At 42.8% G+C, this 17,410-nt stretch carries 18 protein-coding genes; 4 read left to right on the plus strand and 14 right to left on the minus strand.

Annotated features, from left to right (window positions below; translation table 11 throughout):
- Nucleotides 1-3 precede the first annotated feature (3 nt).
- The 8 genes from metG to holB all read right to left on the minus strand — a co-directional run bounded on the left by metG (nt 4) and on the right by holB (nt 6,883).
- Complete coding sequence (gene metG / locus UR08_RS09385) at nt 4-1,995, minus strand: methionine--tRNA ligase (protein ID WP_115753388.1); 1,992 nt, start codon at nt 1,993-1,995, stop codon at nt 4-6.
- A 121-nt stretch (nt 1,996-2,116) separates the two neighbouring features.
- Nucleotides 2,117-2,638 (minus strand): SMI1/KNR4 family protein, encoded by a 522-nt coding sequence (locus UR08_RS09390; protein WP_115753389.1) that lies wholly within the window; start codon nt 2,636-2,638, stop codon nt 2,117-2,119.
- Between the two features lie 104 nt (nt 2,639-2,742).
- Entirely contained in the window at nt 2,743-3,621 is an 879-nt protein-coding gene (gene rsmI, locus UR08_RS09395; RefSeq protein ID WP_115753390.1) for a 16S rRNA (cytidine(1402)-2'-O)-methyltransferase, read from the minus strand.
- Nucleotides 3,622-3,623: 2 nt separating this feature from the next.
- Nucleotides 3,624-3,887 carry a GIY-YIG nuclease family protein gene (locus tag UR08_RS09400; RefSeq protein ID WP_115753391.1) on the minus strand — a complete coding sequence of 88 codons (264 nt, stop codon included), beginning with the start codon at nt 3,885-3,887 and terminating at the stop codon, nt 3,624-3,626.
- Complete coding sequence (locus UR08_RS09405) at nt 3,871-4,611, minus strand: tRNA1(Val) (adenine(37)-N6)-methyltransferase (protein WP_115753392.1); 741 nt, start codon at nt 4,609-4,611, stop codon at nt 3,871-3,873. The genes UR08_RS09400 and UR08_RS09405 overlap by 17 nt, the downstream gene beginning before the upstream one ends.
- Before the next feature lie 62 nt (nt 4,612-4,673).
- Complete coding sequence (gene yabA, locus UR08_RS09410) at nt 4,674-5,042, minus strand: DNA replication initiation control protein YabA (protein WP_115753772.1); 369 nt, start codon at nt 5,040-5,042, stop codon at nt 4,674-4,676.
- A gap of 10 nt (nt 5,043-5,052) precedes the next feature.
- Nucleotides 5,053-5,886, minus strand: coding sequence for a PSP1 domain-containing protein (locus tag UR08_RS09415; protein WP_115753393.1), 834 nt, complete (start codon nt 5,884-5,886; stop codon nt 5,053-5,055).
- Nucleotides 5,879-6,883, minus strand: a complete 1,005-nt coding sequence (gene holB / locus UR08_RS09420) for a DNA polymerase III subunit delta' (RefSeq protein WP_115753394.1) — start codon at nt 6,881-6,883, stop codon at nt 5,879-5,881. Before holB ends, UR08_RS09415 begins: the two co-directional genes overlap by 8 nt.
- Before the next feature lie 199 nt (nt 6,884-7,082).
- Here holB and UR08_RS09425 point away from each other — a divergent pair, with 199 nt between their 5' ends.
- Entirely contained in the window at nt 7,083-7,913 is an 831-nt protein-coding gene (locus UR08_RS09425) for an STAS domain-containing protein (RefSeq protein ID WP_115753773.1), read from the plus strand.
- A 46-nt stretch (nt 7,914-7,959) separates the two neighbouring features.
- Here UR08_RS09425 and UR08_RS09430 read toward each other — a convergent pair whose 3' ends face one another.
- Nucleotides 7,960-8,469, minus strand: a complete 510-nt coding sequence (locus UR08_RS09430) for a DinB family protein (RefSeq protein WP_115753395.1) — start codon at nt 8,467-8,469, stop codon at nt 7,960-7,962.
- Nucleotides 8,470-8,693: 224 nt separating this feature from the next.
- Nucleotides 8,694-9,647, minus strand: a complete 954-nt coding sequence (locus UR08_RS09435; protein WP_115753396.1) for an alpha/beta hydrolase — start codon at nt 9,645-9,647, stop codon at nt 8,694-8,696.
- Nucleotides 9,648-9,777: 130 nt separating this feature from the next.
- On the opposite strand from UR08_RS09435, the gene UR08_RS09440 reads away from it, so the two are divergent.
- The gene (locus tag UR08_RS09440; RefSeq protein WP_115753397.1) at nt 9,778-10,215 is read left to right on the plus strand and encodes a MarR family winged helix-turn-helix transcriptional regulator; all 438 of its coding nucleotides are present in this window, start codon (nt 9,778-9,780) and stop codon (nt 10,213-10,215) included.
- 207 nt (nt 10,216-10,422) lie between these two features.
- Here the strand turns inward: UR08_RS09440 and UR08_RS09445 are convergent, their stop codons facing one another.
- The 3 genes from UR08_RS09445 to UR08_RS09455 form a co-directional block, all read right to left on the minus strand.
- The gene (locus UR08_RS09445; RefSeq protein ID WP_115753398.1) at nt 10,423-11,229 is read right to left on the minus strand and encodes a Cof-type HAD-IIB family hydrolase; all 807 of its coding nucleotides are present in this window, start codon (nt 11,227-11,229) and stop codon (nt 10,423-10,425) included.
- Nucleotides 11,226-13,601 carry an ATP-dependent DNA helicase gene (locus tag UR08_RS09450; RefSeq protein WP_115753774.1) on the minus strand — a complete coding sequence of 792 codons (2,376 nt, stop codon included), beginning with the start codon at nt 13,599-13,601 and terminating at the stop codon, nt 11,226-11,228. The genes UR08_RS09445 and UR08_RS09450 overlap by 4 nt, the downstream gene beginning before the upstream one ends.
- Nucleotides 13,602-13,719: 118 nt before the next feature.
- Nucleotides 13,720-14,367 (minus strand): uracil-DNA glycosylase, encoded by a 648-nt coding sequence (locus UR08_RS09455; protein ID WP_115753399.1) that lies wholly within the window; start codon nt 14,365-14,367, stop codon nt 13,720-13,722.
- Nucleotides 14,368-14,539: 172 nt separating this feature from the next.
- On the opposite strand from UR08_RS09455, the gene UR08_RS09460 reads away from it, so the two are divergent.
- Nucleotides 14,540-15,049 (plus strand): DUF2165 family protein, encoded by a 510-nt coding sequence (locus UR08_RS09460; protein ID WP_240616061.1) that lies wholly within the window; start codon nt 14,540-14,542, stop codon nt 15,047-15,049.
- Nucleotides 15,050-15,116: 67 nt separating this feature from the next.
- Here UR08_RS09460 and UR08_RS09465 read toward each other — a convergent pair whose 3' ends face one another.
- Nucleotides 15,117-15,725 (minus strand): LysE family translocator, encoded by a 609-nt coding sequence (locus UR08_RS09465; protein WP_115753400.1) that lies wholly within the window; start codon nt 15,723-15,725, stop codon nt 15,117-15,119.
- 164 nt (nt 15,726-15,889) lie between these two features.
- Here UR08_RS09465 and UR08_RS09470 point away from each other — a divergent pair, with 164 nt between their 5' ends.
- Entirely contained in the window at nt 15,890-17,398 is a 1,509-nt protein-coding gene (locus UR08_RS09470; protein ID WP_115753401.1) for an IMP dehydrogenase, read from the plus strand.
- Nucleotides 17,399-17,410: the final 12 nt, after the last annotated feature.

Raw genomic sequence — 17,410 nt, forward strand, 5'->3', positions numbered from 1 at the left:
AACTTATTTAACTTTTGCCCCATTTGGAAGGGAGCTTCCTGCTTCAATGACTTGCAATTTACCATTTGACTCGCCAGAAAGGATCATTCCTTCGCTCATCAAGCCGCGCAATTTAACGGGCTTCAAATTGGCTACTACAATCACTTTTTTGCCAAGTAAATCTTCTGGCGCGTAGAATTCAGCAATTCCAGACAAGACTTGGCGCAGTTTACCTTCACCGAGATCAAGCTGGAAGCAAAGCAATTTGTCAGCTTTCTTCACTTTCTCCACTTGTTTGACTTCCGCTACCCGAAGATCGAGTTTATCGAAGTCTTCGATGCCGATTTGCGGCGTTTCAAAAGCTTGCGCCTCCACTTGTTCGGCTTCCTCAGCTTGCACAGTTTTTTGCGCCTTCATTTGCTCTTGAATGTAAGCCACTTCTTCTTTGGCATCAAGACGTGGGAAAATTGGGGTTCCTTTTGCCACAACTTTTGTGCCAGTTGGGATTTTACCAAAGCCTACCAAGCTATCAAAATTCTGTTCGGAAGAGAGATTTAGTTGGCTAAGGATTTCTTGCGGAGCTTTCGTCAAGAACGGTTTTAAAAGCACGGCCGTAATGCGCAGAGATTCCGCTAAATGCGTCATGACGCTCGCAAGTTCAGCCTTTTTTTCTTCTTTTGCAAGAACCCACGGTGTTGTTTCATCAATATATTTGTTTGTACGGGAAATGAAGGACCAGATTTTGGCAAGGACGACGGAGAATTGCATATTTTCCATTCCTGCCTCATATTCCTTCAAAACTTCGTCTTTGAAATTTTCAAGTGCTTCATCAAAATCGGTTACATGCCCTTTATAAGCTGGGATTTCGCCATCAAAATACTTGTTAATCATTGCGATGGTCCGATTTAATAAGTTGCCAAGGTCATTCGCAAGATCATAGTTAATCCGGTCGATGAAGTCTTCTGGCGTGAATAAACCATCAGAACCGAATGGGACTTCGCGAAGCAAATAATAGCGAACCGCATCGAGACCGTAGCGATCAATAAGCATGTAAGGATCCACTACATTGCCTTTTGATTTCGACATTTTGCCATCTTTCATGAGAATCCAGCCGTGTCCGAAAATCTTTTTCGGAAGCGGCAAATCAAGTGCCATCAAAATGATCGGCCAGTAAATGGTATGGAAGCGGATAATTTCCTTCCCAACAATTTGTACATCTGCCGGCCAGTATTTTTGGAACAATGAATCATCATCTGAATCGTAACCGAGTGCTGTAATATAATTGGAAAGGGCATCAATCCAGACGTAAACGACGTGTTTCGGATTGCCGGGAACTTTGATTCCCCAATCAAATGTGGTACGCGAAACGGCAAGGTCTTCAAGTCCTGGTTCGATGAAGTTTTTCAGCATTTCATTTTTGCGTGATTCCGGCAAAATGAAATCAGGATGCGAATCGTAATATTCAACGAGGCGATCTGCGTATTTGCTCATTCGGAAGAAATAGGATTCTTCTTTTACAAGTTCCACTTCATTTCCGCTTGGCGCTTTTCCGCCGACCACTTTTCCATTTTCATCGCGATACACTTCAGCAAGCTGCGTTTCGGTGAAATATTCTTCATCGGAAACGGAATACCAGCCTTCATACTCACCCAGATAAATGTCCCCTTGGTCAAGTAGTCGTTTAAAGATTTTCTCGACGCCGCGTTTGTGACGCGGCTCAGTAGTGCGAATAAAATCCGTATTGCTAATCTCCAGTTTCTCCCAAAGGCCCTTAAAGTTTTCGGCGAACTCATCAACGTATTCCTGTTCGGAAATTCCGCGTTCTTTCGCTTTTGTTTGGATTTTTTGACCGTGTTCATCAGTTCCTGTGAGATAAAAAACGTCAAACCCTTTCAAACGTTTATAACGAGCCATTGCGTCTCCAGCAACGGTTGTATAGGCATGTCCGATATGCGCTTTTCCGCTTGGGTAGTAGATGGGTGTAGTAATGTAAAATGTATTTTTCTCTTTTGGCACTCCTGTTCCCTCCTTCAATCAACTTAACAATTACCACCTATTATAGCATTTTTTGGAAGATTACGGGAGAGACTTCAAAAAATTTATCTGGTTCTAAAAAAGTACTTCACCCAGTAAAAATTCACTTCCATTCAAAATATTCCTTATCCGCTTCATCAATTAAAAAGGCAAGTTCCTCTTCGTCACCAAAGTAATTTTTGATTTCATCCCAGAGAAAGCTATAGAAGTTCTTTCTCTTAGGATAAAATCCCATCCAGTCCCAACAAACAATTTCTGGTTCATTGTCGATCAATATATGATCGTAATCAAACGCGTAGCCATCAGAAGATTCATCAATGAAAAACAAATAACGCTTTTCTAGACCAGCTCCTAAAAACGGTTCGAGTTCAGCCACTTTTTCTTTATTTAAATCCACAATTGTATAACCAGAATATTCTATTTTCCCCTCAAATCCGAATCCAAACAAACTACTTTCACCGAAAGTCTCTAGAAACCAACGATAGCTGTTTGGAATCTCTTTTCCAAGCGCCTTCGAATAAGCATCCAACTCTTCCTCGCTCAGTTTGTTCCAGCTAATTGTTGTTCCTTCATCATACTGATCTAATCTTGTTAAATATTTTTCAATATACATCTTCTTGTTCATCTGATCCCTCCTTTTCTATTTTAATAGTTTTTGTATGTATTTTTTCGTTACCTTGTACCAATTCCCACAAAAAAAGCTGATCCTTATTTGATCAGCTTTGGTTTTTATTCAATTTCATGATAAACCGCGTACACTTCACGTTTTGGCAGATTGCGATCCTTGGCCACTTGCTTGATCGCATCCTTCGAACTGATGCCATCACGCGTCATCAACTGCTCCACATGTTCCCGGGCAGAAAGTTCTTGCCACCAAGCCGCTTCTTCATCGACTTCTTCCACATCGCTTCCCGCAACAACAAGGCAAAACTCGCCGCGAACATTCTCTTCCTTGCTCCACGCCAGCGCTTCTTCCACCGTCCCGCGCAAATACTCTTCATAAACCTTCGTAAGCTCGCGGCAAAGCGTAATCCCGCGTTCTGGACCTACTGCCTTCAAAATCGCCTTGAGCGTTTCCTTCAGGCGATGCGGCGATTCATACAAAACCCAAGTTTCCTTACGCTTCCCAAGCTTTGCAAGAGCCGCGTCACGTTCCTTAGAACTGCGAGGTAAAAACCCATGGAAATAAAACGGTTGGGGAAGCTGTCCTGATGCGATTAGGGCTGTAAGAGCCGCATTTGCCCCTGGTAACGCCACAACGGGTACCCCTTCTTGCAAGGCTTTTGCGACGAGTTCGTAACCGGGGTCCGAAATAGCTGGCATGCCGGCATCGCTCACAAGCGCAATCGTTTCTCCGTTTTGCAGTTGTTCGACGAGTTCGTTTTCGCGTTCACGCTCGCTATACTGGTGGTAGCTTACCATCTTCGTGTGAATTTCAAAGTAATTGAGTAACTTGATCGTATTTCGCGTATCTTCCGCCGCAATCAAATCCACTTCCTTGAGCATTCTGACAGCGCGAAACGTCATATCTTCCAGGTTGCCAATCGGAGTCGGCACCAAATAAAGCGTCCCTGCATCTTGATTTTGGAAACTCTTTTGACTTTGCATCTTCACTCCGCCTTTCCTTCCAGATAACTTTCTTTCGCTTTGCGTGATAAACTTTTAAAAGCCGCTTCCGCCTTCATCGCTTCACTCCGCGTTTCAAACTTCTCAAAGTGAATCACATGAACCGGGCGGCGCGTCTTCGTATATTTGCAACGAATGCCAGCATTGTGTTCCTCTTCACGCCGCGTTACATCTGTCGTATAGCCGCCATAAAAAGTCCCATCCGCGCATTTTAACACGTAGAAAAAATGCTCATTCGACTTTGCCATATAAAATCTCCTTCACTTCTGCCGTATACTCGCCATTTTCTTGATGGACCATAATCGGCGGCAAGTAGCGAACGCCAGGCTTCGCATCTTTCGTCCCTTCAACGAGCACCATATTAGCATCGCGCGCTTTTAGCGGGTGAACAAATTGAATTCGCTTGGGTTCTAGTCGGTACTGCTGCATCAACTGCGTTAGCTCAAGCAAGCGCTCCGGTCTATGAACAAAACTTGCCTTCCCGCCTTGCTTCAAAAGTTCTGAACTGACCCGAACAGCATCTTCAAGTGTACACATCACTTCATGACGCGCAATCCGAAAATGCTCATTCTCATTAAATTTATTCGTCTCAAGGCTCGCAAAATAAGGTGGATTACAAGTCACTAGCGAATGCTTCTCCTTTTGAAGCGCCGGTGCCGTATTTCGAATATCGGCTTCAAGCACCGTGATTTGGTCTTCTAATTTATTGTAAGCCACACTCCGCCGCGCCATATCTGCAAGTCGCGGTTGGATCTCAACCGCTGTAATCGGAGCTTCTGTATGTTTGCTTAAAAGAAGCGGGATAATGCCATTTCCGCTACAAAGATCCACGATACTTCCTTTGTGCACTGGTAAATAAGTAAAATGCGCTAGCAAAACAGCATCTAGCGAAAACGAAAACACCGTCGGACTTTGAATGATCCGCATGTTTTCTGCCAGTAGATAATCCAGTCTTTCGTCACCCTTTAACATCTTTCTCTCACCTTTAAAAAAGCGCCTCTCTCCTTGAGCAAAACTTGAGAGAGGCGTTCTGTTTATTTTTTATTTAACAACGATAAGCAAAACAAACAATCTTCATCATTTGTCCGCGGACTACCAAAGTGAATATTGCAGACGTGAAAACCTTCTTGGTAGAGCTTGACTAAATTATCGTGTCCTTCGCCCCGCTCAATCATTTGCTGCATGGCTTCTTTGCGTTCTTCCGCCATAACTCCTTCGCTTTCCGTTCCCGCAACACTTTCCTCACCTAAGCGACGTCTCAAATAATCATTTTCAATTTGTAAGCGACTGTTTTCTTCAAGCATGCTGCCTAAATTGGTTTTCAGTTCGCCAAGCTGTTGGTAAAGTTCTCCGATTTGTTCTTCCATATTGCTTACTGAATCAAATAGTGCTTTTTTATCCACTTTCTTCACCTCAAGACTTCACCTTTTCAGCTAGAAATTCATTATATGGACGCAATTCATCTAATTCGTATTCAAGCGCAAGTTCTTCTTCAGGAAGTCGCACTTGTAAAACACGTTTCAGCAAATTGATTCCTATTACTTTTCCTTCTTCTCCATCTGGTGTCATCACTTTCGTGCCAACATCTGGCATTTCACGTTTTGCCGCTTCATATTCATCATTTTCATATTTCAAGCAGCACATAAGTCGCCCACAAAGTCCAGAGATTTTCGTTGGATTAAGCGACAAATTTTGATCTTTTGCCATCTTAATCGAAACGGGTTCAAAATCGCCAAGAAACGTTGAACAACAAAGCATTCGTCCACAAGGTCCGATCCCACCAAGCAACTTCGCTTCGTCACGTACCCCGATTTGTCTGAGTTCGATCCGCGTCCGAAAAACAGAAGCAAGATCTTTAACAAGCTCACGAAAATCAACACGGCCTTCTGCTGTGAAATAAAAAATGATTTTATTGCGATCAAACGTGTAATCGACATCCACCAAATTCATTTCAATTTCGTGTTCACGAATCTTTTCATCGCAAAGCAAAAATGCTTTTTCGCAAGAGGATTGGTTTTCCTTGACCGATTGATAATCCTCCTTCGTCGCGATTCGAATGACATTTTTTAGTGGCAAAACGACATCTTCCTCGTCTACCATACGCGGTTCGATAACTGCTCTTCCAAACTCGATTCCTTGCGCGTTTTCAACGATCACTCCTTGATCTTGTTCAATATCTAAATCACCAGGTGAAAAATAATATATTTTACCAGCATCCTTAAAACGGACGCCTACGACTTTAAGCAAATAAATGACCCCCTTTAAGCTTTAATACCAGCTCTTCCATCAAAAGCTGTTGATTCATATTGGAATCCAGTTTTCTCTTAGCTTCTAAAACCGTTTCCATGTCTTGCGTAATCGCTTGAAGCGAAAACCGAAGTGCATCACGTTTTAAAAGTTCGGCTTGCCCTGCTGAAATCGGCTCATAATTTTCTCCGAGCATTAAATGAAAGACATCCCGATATAGCAATAACAACAAATCAAGGCCTACGGCGAGAGCTGCCTTATCTTTAAAAAGCGGCATCCACGTTTCTTGTATAAAAATCAGTGGCTCTGGCCCATCATGGTGCAAACCTTCATATAACTTCACAGACGCATTTCGCGCTTCTTGAAAAAATTCATCTTCATTTAATCGTTCAGCTTCCTGAACACTTCCCGTCAAACTTGCAAAAATCCGAGCTTTTTGCTGGCTTATCCCAACTTGTTCGAGCTTCTTCACGAGTTGTTCGAAAGGGAGCTCTCGAAAAGCAACTGGTTGAAGTCTTGAAGCAATCGTTGGCAAAATCTTCGCTGGGTTCGTGGTTAGAAAAAGTAAGAGCGTCCCAGCTTCCGGCTCCTCTATGAATTTGAGCAGACTATTAGCCGATTGAACGGTCATTTTGTCTGCTTCATCTATAATCAAAACTTTTTGATTGGATTCCATACCCTGCTTCATGAGTTCCGAGCGGATTTCACGAACTTGATCAATCTTAATGCTCGCACCATCCGGCTCAAGCCAGTGAACGTCGGGATGGTTGTCATTTGCGATTCGCGTACAGTTTACACAATGTGAACAAACTTGAACTTCATCCGTCTGCTCTAAACAAAATAAACTTTGCGCAAGCCAAAGTGCCAAACGTTTTTTCCCAACGCCATTTGGGCCATGAAAAAGATAACCATGTGATAAGCGATTTTCGCGCTTACTGCGTTTGAACAGGTTCATAACAACAGGTTGCAGTTCCTCTAATTCAGCTTGTAGTTCCACAAAAAACTTCCTTTCCGATTCATTCTTTCCTATTATAACACGTCTTATAAATCTCGTCGGTATTTTTAGCAAAAAAACAAAATTGTTGTTTTCTTGTCTTTTTTACAATTAAAACATAGACAGTTGCTTCATTTCAGCATAAAATAGTGGGGAGCGCAGTGGAAATCTGAGAATGGAACAAGAAAGGCGGGGGCGTAAAATGAAAGAAATACAAAAACATATTAGTCAACATCTAGTGGAGCACATGGACGATATTATTGAAAAATGGCTAGATTCCATCTATTCGATGAAAACTCCATACACTAGCCCAGTCTATGAGCCGCTTTATAAAGCAGAATTAAAAGCTGATAGCAAGCAAACGGTGGGTCTTGTCACCGATTTTTTCGCAGATGACCAAGAAAAAGTCAAAACCTCTCTGCACGACTGGCTAGAACACATGTATCAGCGACGTATAAAAAACGATGTCCCGTTACCGGAAGTCATCATGACGCTTGACAAATTGAGGCAGCAAGTTTTAAATGCCATTGCTGACCTTGCCATTCAACATGCTGAAATTACGAAAGAAGATTTTGCGGAAACCATTCGCTTGGCTAACCGTGCTTTCGATAAAATCATTGGCGACTTCACGACGATGTATTATACGCAAATTGTGGAATACATTGAAAGTCAGCGTTCATTTATTGATGAAATCAGCGCACCTGTTATCGCCATCACCGATAGCATCGCTATTTTGCCTGTTGTAGGCCGAGTCGACCGCGAACGAGCGCAACATTTGATGGAAAGTGCCATCAAGCGTTGTAATGACCTTTCGATTGACAATCTCTGTTTAGATCTTTCAGCAAGCACTACTTTTGATACTGCACTTGCCGAAATGCTCTTCCATCTAAGTAGCATCACTAAGTTGTCTGGAATCGAACTAGTTCTATCCGGTATTAAGCCGAAAATGGCGCAAGAAATGATTCGAGTAAACATGGATGTTGATATCCCTGCTTACCATTCATTGAAGGGATTTTTGAAAAACCAACTTTAAAAAGCTCAACCGCGCGTGGCGGTTGAGCTTTTTCTATTGATATTTCTTATTTCCCAATTACTAATCTTCTCGTATAAACCGCTTGACCAGAGTGCATGACCGCATCATCAATCGCCGAGACTAACCGAACTTGGCGTGTCACAACAGGCGTCCAATTGCGATCAATAACTTCTTCAAGCGAAGCTTCCTCTACATTTTCCAAGTATTCTTTAACAAATTGTACGCTTGCCGCTAAATAATCAATCAGCAAGTTTTTATCCGATACCACCACTTTGGCAGCCTCTTCTGGAGTGTGCCGCCAGTCTTCCGTATCATCAGGTAAATCCAGCGCAAATTTAGCCGACCATCCCGCACTTAGCCATAACGGTTCCTTATTCGCAAGATCAGAAACTTGATAATCAAGCTCCCGCGCAGTGTGCCAAATCAGCCAAGTGACCGATTTAATAAGTGGTTTAGGCATCGTATTCGCTTCCTCTACATTCATTTGCTGAAGCGTATCCAAAAAGCGTTCTTGCGCCCGTTCTAAAGTTTCAATAGACAGTTGTGTGATTTTCATTCCTATTCTCCTCCCAGTTTATTTCTATTATGATCATGAATCATTATCTATTCTTCCCTATATTTTAGGATTAAATCATGAATTTCTGGATCACAATCTTCTTTTCTTTTCCGTACTAAATGCCTTGTTCTCATAAGTTTTAAGATACCAAAAAACGCTTATCTCTACTTTCTAGAGATAAGCGTTTTTGCCACAAGAATATTTTTTCTTAAGTCAGCCGTTAATTACAAGTTATTTCTTCTATTTACCCATTCAGTCGATAAAGTCATTGCCGCCCGTGCAGCTTTTGTTTGGTCTAGTGAATTGACCATCACAAAATCGTGAATCATTCCTTGGAATCTAGTTTGAGTCACTTCTACACCTGCATCTCGTAATTTTCGTGCATAAGCTTCTCCTTCATCACGTAAAACATCTGCTTCTCCATTTAAAATCATTGCAGCTGGTAAGTCTTTTAGTTCATCGATGGACGCTCTTAGCGGAGAAGCTGTGATTTCTGCACGCTCATTTTCATCTGTTGTATATTGATTCCAGAACCACTGCATACCTTCCTTAGTTAAGAAATAGTTTTCGGCAAATTCATTATACGATTCTGTATCAAAGTTGGCATCTGTAACCGGATAGTAAAGTACTTGTTGTTTAATAGGTAACCCTTTACGTTGTTTGGTCATAATGGTCATGACTGTGGCCATATTTCCCCCTACAGAATCGCCCGAAACTGTTAATCGTTCGATATCCATTTTCTTGGATTCTGCAATCGAAGCTAATTGTTGTAGAATCGCATAATTTTGTTCAATCGCTGTTGGATATTTTGCTTCTGGAGATAAGCTATATTCTGGGAAAACAACAACGGAATTTGTTCTTACTGCCAGTTCTCGAACAAGTTTATCATGTGTTTTAGCACTACCAAATACCCAGCCCGCACCGTGTATGTAAAATATCACTGGTAGTACCGCATAATTTCCAGCAGGACGGATGAAGCGAACATTAATGGTTCCATATTCCCCAGTATCCATCAACTGATCTTCAATATCCACGTTGTACTTGTTTACTGGCGACTCTTGCACCTGTTCAAGCAATGCTCTACCATCTTTTGGATCTAACTCATAAATACGCGGATGAGGTGCATTCGCCTCACTAAATTCAATTGCTTCTTTTTCTAATGAAATTCTTTTTGTCATAATTAACCACTCCTTTAATTTTATAATCTTATTTTAATCGCACACGATTAAATCGTCAAGGATTAAAACTTGTGTGATTGATTTTTTTGTTCTACACTATAAAAAAATGCTAGAAACGGAGTAATGTACTATGCGTTCTAAAAAGAAATTACCACCTTTAAGCGACCACCTTTGTTTTTCACTTTATGCCACATCACGTGCTATTCAGCGCCTTTATCATCCAGCTTTAGAGAAAAATGGGTTAACTTATCCTCAGTATTTAATTCTTGTAACTTTGTATGATTTAGAAACCCTTCCGCTGAAAGAATTAGGAGAAAAATTAGACTTATCCAGCAATACATTGACTCCTCTTTTAAAAAGAATGGAACAACATGGTTTAGTAGAACGCTTGCGGAGCACGGAAGATGAGCGTGTTGTTAGAATCACTATCACAGACTTAGGTAAGGCCAAACGAGAAGAATCTTATGATCTTCCTAATATCCTTTTAAATCACTCGAGTCTAACTTCAGAAGAAATGAATGAGCTGATTAGGCTGATCGGACGTCTATACGAAGACACTCGGAAATAATTTATCTGTAGACTGATTCGTACACTCACACCACTGCAATACTTAGAAAGTAAGCTGCTAAATACAAAAAAGAACAGAATTGCTTGGACTCCATTTTATAGGTGGATTCATTTAGCAGTTTCTGTTCTTTTATTTTGATTAATCATTCTTGTTATTTTAATCTTCCCTTATCCTCAGAAAACAAAACATCTTTCTTAGAAAAAAACATCAAACTCCCCAAGTTCGAAGCGCGTAGGCGACACCGTCTTCGTTATTCGTTTTCGTGATGTGGCGCGACAAGCTTTTTATTTTTTCTGTCGCATTTCCCATCGCAACCGGTAGGCCCGCAAATTCGAACATCGACACATCGTTTTCGGCATCGCCTAGGCACATCACTTCGCTAGGCAAAATCCCTAGTTTTTCACTAAGAGCTTGTAATGCGGCTCCTTTACTTACGTGTTTATGCAAAAACTCTAAATTATAAGGCACACTCCGGACAATGTAGTAGCGTTCTTTGAGTTCATCCGTTAGCGCCGCCATCACTTCTTCAATTTTCTCTGATTCATCAAGCAGCATCACTTTCGGAATTCGGATCGCATCACTTGCTTCACTTACGAGCTGCGAGTAAAGCGGCATATTCAAAAGCAGTGAATCGCGCGCCGTCAATATTGAAATTTCGCGATGCGGCACGTACATTTTTTCTGCATCAAAGTACGTCACATGAGCCGAATGTGCATCACAAAAATCGAAAATCACTTCTAAATCGGCTTTATTAAGTGCCTGATCCGCCACAACTCGCCTTGTTTTCGTTTCAAGCGTCATCGCTCCATTCATCGTGATCGCCACGTCGCCACCCTCGAATAAATCAGGCGTCGCAAGACTTTGATGGATCCCATCAAGCGGTCGTCCCGTGCAAAGCACCGGCTTTATGCCCCGGTTTTTCGCTTCCACGATCGCTCGCTTCACGTCCTCCGTAATTTCATGCTGATCGTTTAAAAGCGTGCCGTCAATATCAATTGCTACCAGTTTAATCATCGCTTTCCGCCTGCTCCTCTCCCAAAAAAATCGTCCTCTAAAGTGTACGCGAAGTTCCAAAAGCGCGCAAGTTCCTGTTTCAAAACCTTTGGGCTAGAAACGGATTTCCAGTTTTGCCAGTGCCTCGGGAATTCGCTTACGTAGCGCGGCTCATTAAAACGCTGATCAATTAAAAGCACGATGCCGCGGTCTTGTTCGCCGCGGATCACTCGTCCCGCCGCTTGAAGCACCTTGTTCATGCCAGGAATCTGGTAAGCATAGCGAAACCCTGATGCCGCCTCGCGTTCATCAAAATAATCCTTCACAAGATCAAGCGCTCGGTTTGGCTGCGCCAAACCGACACTCACAATCGCGGTTCCGATCAGCCGCGCGCCTTTTAAATCCACACCTTCTGAAAAAACGCCGCCTAAAATGGCAAATCCCACTACTTCGCGCCCTTCCTGAAACGCATCCACAAATTCCGTTCGCGCTTCTTCTGGCATGTTGGCTTCTTGAATTCGCGTTTCAAGATCTGGATGGGCATCCGAAAAGCGGCGATAAACTTCTTCCATATAGGCATAAGATGGGAAGAAAAATAAATAATTGCCACGCTTTGCTTCGACCATCTCAAAAAGCGCTTCTGCAATGGAAGCATAGCTAGACGCGCGCCCTTTAAAGCGGGTATCAATATAGGATAGTGTTAAAACTTGCAAGTGTTCCATCCGAAATGGCGAAGGGAAGCTCAATCGACTTGTATCCGCTTCGCCGCCAAGCAACTTCGTATAGTAGGCGAGCGGGGAAAAAGTAGCCGAAAACAAAATGCTTCCAGTTCCAAGCGCCATCCGTTCCGCGAGCAGCTTCGATGGATCCAAGCAAAGCTGTTTGATTTGGGTATCTTTTTTTGCCTCCACCAAGGTTTGATAATGTTCATCGTAAAATTCTGCGATCTTTCCGTAAGACCGCGCTTCAAAAAACAATTCCAATACGGCTTGATGCGTATTAGTTGGGGTATGCTTCCCGAGCCATTCTTGCGCGATTTCATTAAACGCATACACTTTTTCATTGAACGTTTTTAACGCTTCTTTTTGTACCAATTCCCCTGTCTCTGGTTCGACTTCTTTGCCGATTTGTAGCATTTGTTTATTCAACTGGTCAAGCGCGCGATGAAGTTTGCGGTCTTCTTTGGGGACTTGCCGCAACACATCCAAAACTTGCCGCTTAGATAGCGCCGCTGAGTACATTTCTTTCGCCCGATCCACGAGGTTATGCGCTTCATCGATCAAAAATGTGTAACGCCCTTTCGCATCTGCAAAAAAGCGCCGCAAATAAACGGTTGGATCAAAGACATAATTGTAATCACAAATGATCAAATCTGAAAAAAGCGCGGCATCAAGCGACAATTCAAACGGGCAAACGGTGTGCTTTCGCGCGTAAGCTTCAATGACTTCTCTTGAAAGTAAATCTTCATGTTTCAATAAGTCAAACAGCGCTAAGTTAATCCGGTCAAAATAGCCGCGGGCAAACTCACAGTCCTCTGGATTGCAGCGCCGCTCGGTCAAAAAGCAAATCTTGTCTTTCGCTGTGATCGTCGTGCTTTTGAGTCGCAATTTTTGGCGCCGCAATTCTTGAACTGCATCTTCAGCCACTTGGCGCGTCGCCGTTTTAGCCGTTAAATAAAAAATCTTCTCCGTTTTATCTTCTCCGATGGCTTTGATGGCCGGAAAAAGCGTTGAAATCGTCTTGCCAATCCCAGTTGGAGCTTCGCAAAACAGCTTTTCTTCCGCTGTGATCGTTCTGTAAACCGCAATCGAAAGTTCGCGCTGTCCTTTGCGGTAGGCTGGATATGGAAACTCGATATGTTGGATCGTTTCTTTTCGCACCGCTCGAAAGTCGTGCATCAACTTGGCAAACTCAGCAAACTCCTCGATGATTTCCTTGAAGAATTGCGCCATTTCAGCAAGCGTCATCGTACGTTCGAATCGTGAAATCGCCTCTTCTTCGAGATGAAAATAGGTGAGCTGTATGCGAATGCTTTCTTTTCCTTCTTGCACCGCATAAAAATAGCCATACAAAATCGCCTGCGCCCAGTGAACCTCGGCTCCCTCGCCTTCAAAATCCACCGTCGCCACATGAGTCGTTTTAATTTCATCGATCAGTTCCCCGTCCACGATCCCGTCAGCGCGGCCGTGGATGCAAAATTGGATTCCCTTTTCTTCGCATTCAAAGGCAAGCGGGACCTCGCTTTCGTAGCCTTCTCCCGCTTCTTTTTGAAGTTTTTTATGGATTTTCGTTCCTAAAACCGCCCGGTCTGGCTCGCTCATCCGGCTGTCAATGCTACCCGATTTCTTCACAAACTCCACCAAATGCCGCACCGAAATTCGCACTTCTGCCACATCAACCACTCGTTCCGTTTTCTACAAGCTTACCACAAGAACATTCGTTCGTAAACTAGAAACGAGGCGTTCGACTAAACCACCTCAAGCAGCTTAACCAAACGCCTCGTTTCTTGCTTCACCAATTTATTTTCTTTTCCCCTAGTTCTTCCAATAAGTCGTTGATCTGACTAAACGGTTTGCTGCCAAAAAAGCCGCGATTCGCCGAAAGCGGGCTCGGATGAACGCCCGTCAGGATTTTATGCTGCGGGTTTGTTATAAGCGCAGCCTTCTTTTTCGCGTCATTTCCCCAAAGTACAAAAATGACAGGCTTTTCTCGGTCGTTCAAGCTCCGAATGATTTGGTCGGTAAAGGTTTCCCACCCTTTCTTGCGGTGCGATCCAGCTTTTTTGACGGCATCAACGGTCAAAACGGTATTAAGTAACAAAATGCCTTGCTCTGCCCAATCCGTTAAATCGCGTTTCGTGCGCTTAATGCCGAGGTCGCTTTCCAATTCTTTGAATATATTTCGGAGAGATGGCGGGAATTTGGCTTCGCCCGAGGCTACTGAAAAGCTCAAACCATGTGCCTGCGCTTCGCCGTGATACGGGTCTTGACCAAGCAAAACCACTTTGACATCTTCATAAGGGGTGAGCTCGAGAGCCCGGTAAATCTCTTCTTTTGCAGGATAAACGGTTTCTGTTTGGTAAGCCTGGTCTACAAAGGTTGTCAGTTCCTGAAAATAAGGTTTTTGTTTTTCTTCATTGATTAATTCTTGCCAGTTCATCGCTTTTGCCTCCTCATCCATTCTAGTATAGCGAATCAAAATGCTTACGCCAAATAAAAACGGGTATTCACATATTAGACATTATTTTCTTTAATAATCGGTACTTAGTTCCGCTTTTACCGTCTAAATTTGTTCTAATCTCAATTAGGTAATGAATAAAGGAGGAATTATTATGCAATCATTAAACTGGCAAAGAATCATGCAAATCATTGTTGTATTTTTATTTGGCTTCTTTGCAACATTTGTCTTTTTGGGGAATTTGATGGATTTCAATTCCAATTATGAATTTGTTCGTCACGTCCTTTCGATGGACACAACGTTCAAGGGGAACGATTTGATGTGGCGTTCGATCGACAATCACACAATCTGGCTTATCGCCTACTGGGGAATTATCATCGCAGAAGGCATCGTCGCTTTCCTTGGCTGGTTTACGGCGATCAACCTATTGCGGGCTTACAAGAAACCAGCAGCCGAGTTTAAATCACGCAAGTGGTCCGGCTATCTGATGTTCATCCTCATTTTCCTAATTTGGTATGTGGGCTTCGTCGTAATCGGCTCCGAATGGTTCGCCATGTGGCAATCCGAAGCGTGGAATGGTAAAGAAACTGCGATGGGCATCACGCAAGTCGCACTGGGAATGTTGATTGTATTTATGTTCCCAGAAAAAGATTCCGCCGAATAAAACTAAAAAGCAGAAACCAAGTGGGCTTGCCTTTTCAATTAGGCGAGTCCAGCGGTTTCTGCTTTTTTTAGGCTTTTTCCGTGAGCAACTTTATTCCAAAAGCTATTAAAATGACGCCTGAAATTTTATTGATCGCTTTTTGCACACGCGGGCTTTCCATAAATCGGCGAACCTTCGCTAAAAATTGAACATAGACGCAGTAAATCACAAGCGTCAAGACAACATAAGTCAATCCAAGTTCCGCAAATGGGAGAAAGCTCGTGTTTCCTTTCGCAATAAATTGTGGTAAAAAAGTTAAAAAGAAAACGGCCACTTTTGGGTTGAATAAGTTCGTAACAAGTCCTTGTTTATAAGCATTTCTCGTCTCGCTCGCTTTATCATTCGCTAACACAAGACTATCTTTTGCGAACAAGCTTTTAACGCCTAAATAAATCAAATAAATAGCCCCTATATATTTAAGTCCATTAAATAAAAAAGCAGATTTGACAATCAAAGCAGACAACCCGACAACCGCAAATATGGTGTGGCAAAGAAGTGCCGAAACCGTCCCAAGAACCGTTTGAAACCCGCTTTTCGCGCCCGAAGCTAAGGTGTTTTTCGTAATGATGACATAATCTGGTCCAGGAACCAAAATGAGCATGATAACTAAAAACAAAAAACCATAATAATTGATCATTTGCAGTCCCACTTTCTTGGTTAGTGTTTCCATTGTAACATAACGATTTTGTGGATTTAAATGCTTTTTCGCTTTCTTTTCTGAAAATCAAGCGAAGGCATTGACATTATGCCCGGTTACTGGAATAATGAAAGTATTTAAAACTTAAAAAGGAGTGTTTTGCTTTGGCATTTTATTTTAGTGAACCGTCTCGTACGTTTAGTGAATTTTTACTCGTTCCTGGGTATTCCTCTTCCGAATGTATTCCAACAAAGGTGGATCTGAAGACACCAATTGTAAAGTTTAAAAGAGGTGAAGAACCTGAGCTTACGATGAACATCCCGTTAGTTTCTGCGATCATGCAAGCTGTTTCGGGCGATGAGATGGGGATTGCACTTGCTAAAGAAGGCGGCGTTTCGTTCATTTATGGATCACAATCCATTGAAAGCGAAGCAAAAATGGTTGCACGTGTGAAAAATCATAAAGCTGGTTTTGTTGTGAGCGACTCCAATATCCGTCCTGATCAAACACTGCAAGATGTTCTTGACTTGAAAGAAAAGACAGGACACTCCACAATGGCTGTAACAGAAGACGGCAGCCCTAACGGAAAATTACTCGGCGTTGTCACAAGCCGTGATTACCGCGTAACGCGCATGAGCCCAGACGAAGTTGTTCGTGACTTCATGACCCCGTTCGAAAAACTAATCACTGCTCAAGCAACAACAACGCTAAAAGAAGCAAACAACATCATCTGGGACAATAAACTGAACGCTCTCCCATTAGTCGATGAAAAAAATCATTTAGCTTATTTCGTTTTCCGCAAAGACTATGATTCCAATAAAGAAAACCAACTTGAATTGCTCGATAAAAACAAAAGTTATGTTGTTGGTGCAGGAATCAACACACGTGACTACGAGGAACGTGTGCCCGCACTCGTTGAAGCTGGGGCTGACATTCTTTGTATCGACTCGTCAGAAGGATTCACTGAGTGGCAAAAGCGCACGCTAGACTGGATTCGCGGCAAATACGGCGATACAGTAAAAGTTGGCGCAGGAAATGTTGTGGATCGCGATGGTTTCCGCTTCCTTGCTGAAGCTGGTGCCGATTTCGTGAAAGTCGGTGTTGGCGGCGGTTCTATCTGTATCACGCGTGAGCAAAAAGGAATTGGGCGCGGGCAAGCAACTGCTGTCATTGATGTGGCTAAAGCACGCGATGAGTACTTTGAAGAAACAGGTATCTACATTCCGATTTGTTCCGATGGCGGGATTGTTTATGATTACCACATGACGCTTGCACTTGCAATGGGCGCAGATTTCATCATGCTTGGACGTTACTTCTCAAGATTTGATGAAAGCCCAACAAACAAAGTCAACTTAAACGGCACGTACATGAAAGAATATTGGGGCGAAGGCGCTAACCGCGCGCGCAACTGGCAACGTTATGACATGGGCGGCGATAAGAAGCTTTCATTTGAAGAAGGCGTAGATTCTTACGTTCCTTATGCTGGTTCGTTAAAAGACAATGTGGCGATCAGCTTAAACAAAGTTCGTTCCACAATGTGTAACTGCGGCGCGCTCACGATTCCTGAATTACAACAAAAAGCGAAAATCACACTCGTTTCGGCGACTTCCATTGTTGAAGGCGGCGCGCACGATGTTGTTGTAAAAGATGCTTCAAACCAAACCATGAACTAAACACAAAAGAAG

The sequence above is a fragment of the Listeria kieliensis genome (assembly GCF_003369925.1).
Taxonomy (GTDB): domain Bacteria; phylum Bacillota; class Bacilli; order Lactobacillales; family Listeriaceae; genus Listeria; species Listeria kieliensis_A.

Bases quoted from the DNA above. Each gene is read 5' to 3' on its own strand.
- UR08_RS09390 (WP_115753389.1), bottom strand. From the start codon at position 2,638: ATGAACAAGAAGATGTATATTGAAAAATATTTAACAAGATTAGATCAG.
- rsmI (WP_115753390.1), bottom strand. From the start codon at position 3,621: ATGCAAAGTCAAAAGAGTTTCCAAAATCAAGATGCAGGGACGCTTTAT.
- UR08_RS09400 (WP_115753391.1), bottom strand. From the start codon at position 3,887: ATGGCAAAGTCGAATGAGCATTTTTTCTACGTGTTAAAATGCGCGGAT.
- UR08_RS09405 (WP_115753392.1), bottom strand. From the start codon at position 4,611: ATGTTAAAGGGTGACGAAAGACTGGATTATCTACTGGCAGAAAACATG.
- UR08_RS09425 (WP_115753773.1), top strand. From the start codon at position 7,083: ATGAAAGAAATACAAAAACATATTAGTCAACATCTAGTGGAGCACATG.
- UR08_RS09430 (WP_115753395.1), bottom strand. From the start codon at position 8,469: ATGAAAATCACACAACTGTCTATTGAAACTTTAGAACGGGCGCAAGAA.
- UR08_RS09435 (WP_115753396.1), bottom strand. From the start codon at position 9,647: ATGACAAAAAGAATTTCATTAGAAAAAGAAGCAATTGAATTTAGTGAG.
- UR08_RS09440 (WP_115753397.1), top strand. From the start codon at position 9,778: ATGCGTTCTAAAAAGAAATTACCACCTTTAAGCGACCACCTTTGTTTT.
- UR08_RS09445 (WP_115753398.1), bottom strand. From the start codon at position 11,229: ATGATTAAACTGGTAGCAATTGATATTGACGGCACGCTTTTAAACGAT.
- UR08_RS09455 (WP_115753399.1), bottom strand. From the start codon at position 14,367: ATGAACTGGCAAGAATTAATCAATGAAGAAAAACAAAAACCTTATTTT.
- UR08_RS09460 (WP_240616061.1), top strand. From the start codon at position 14,540: ATGCAATCATTAAACTGGCAAAGAATCATGCAAATCATTGTTGTATTT.
- UR08_RS09465 (WP_115753400.1), bottom strand. From the start codon at position 15,725: ATGATCAATTATTATGGTTTTTTGTTTTTAGTTATCATGCTCATTTTG.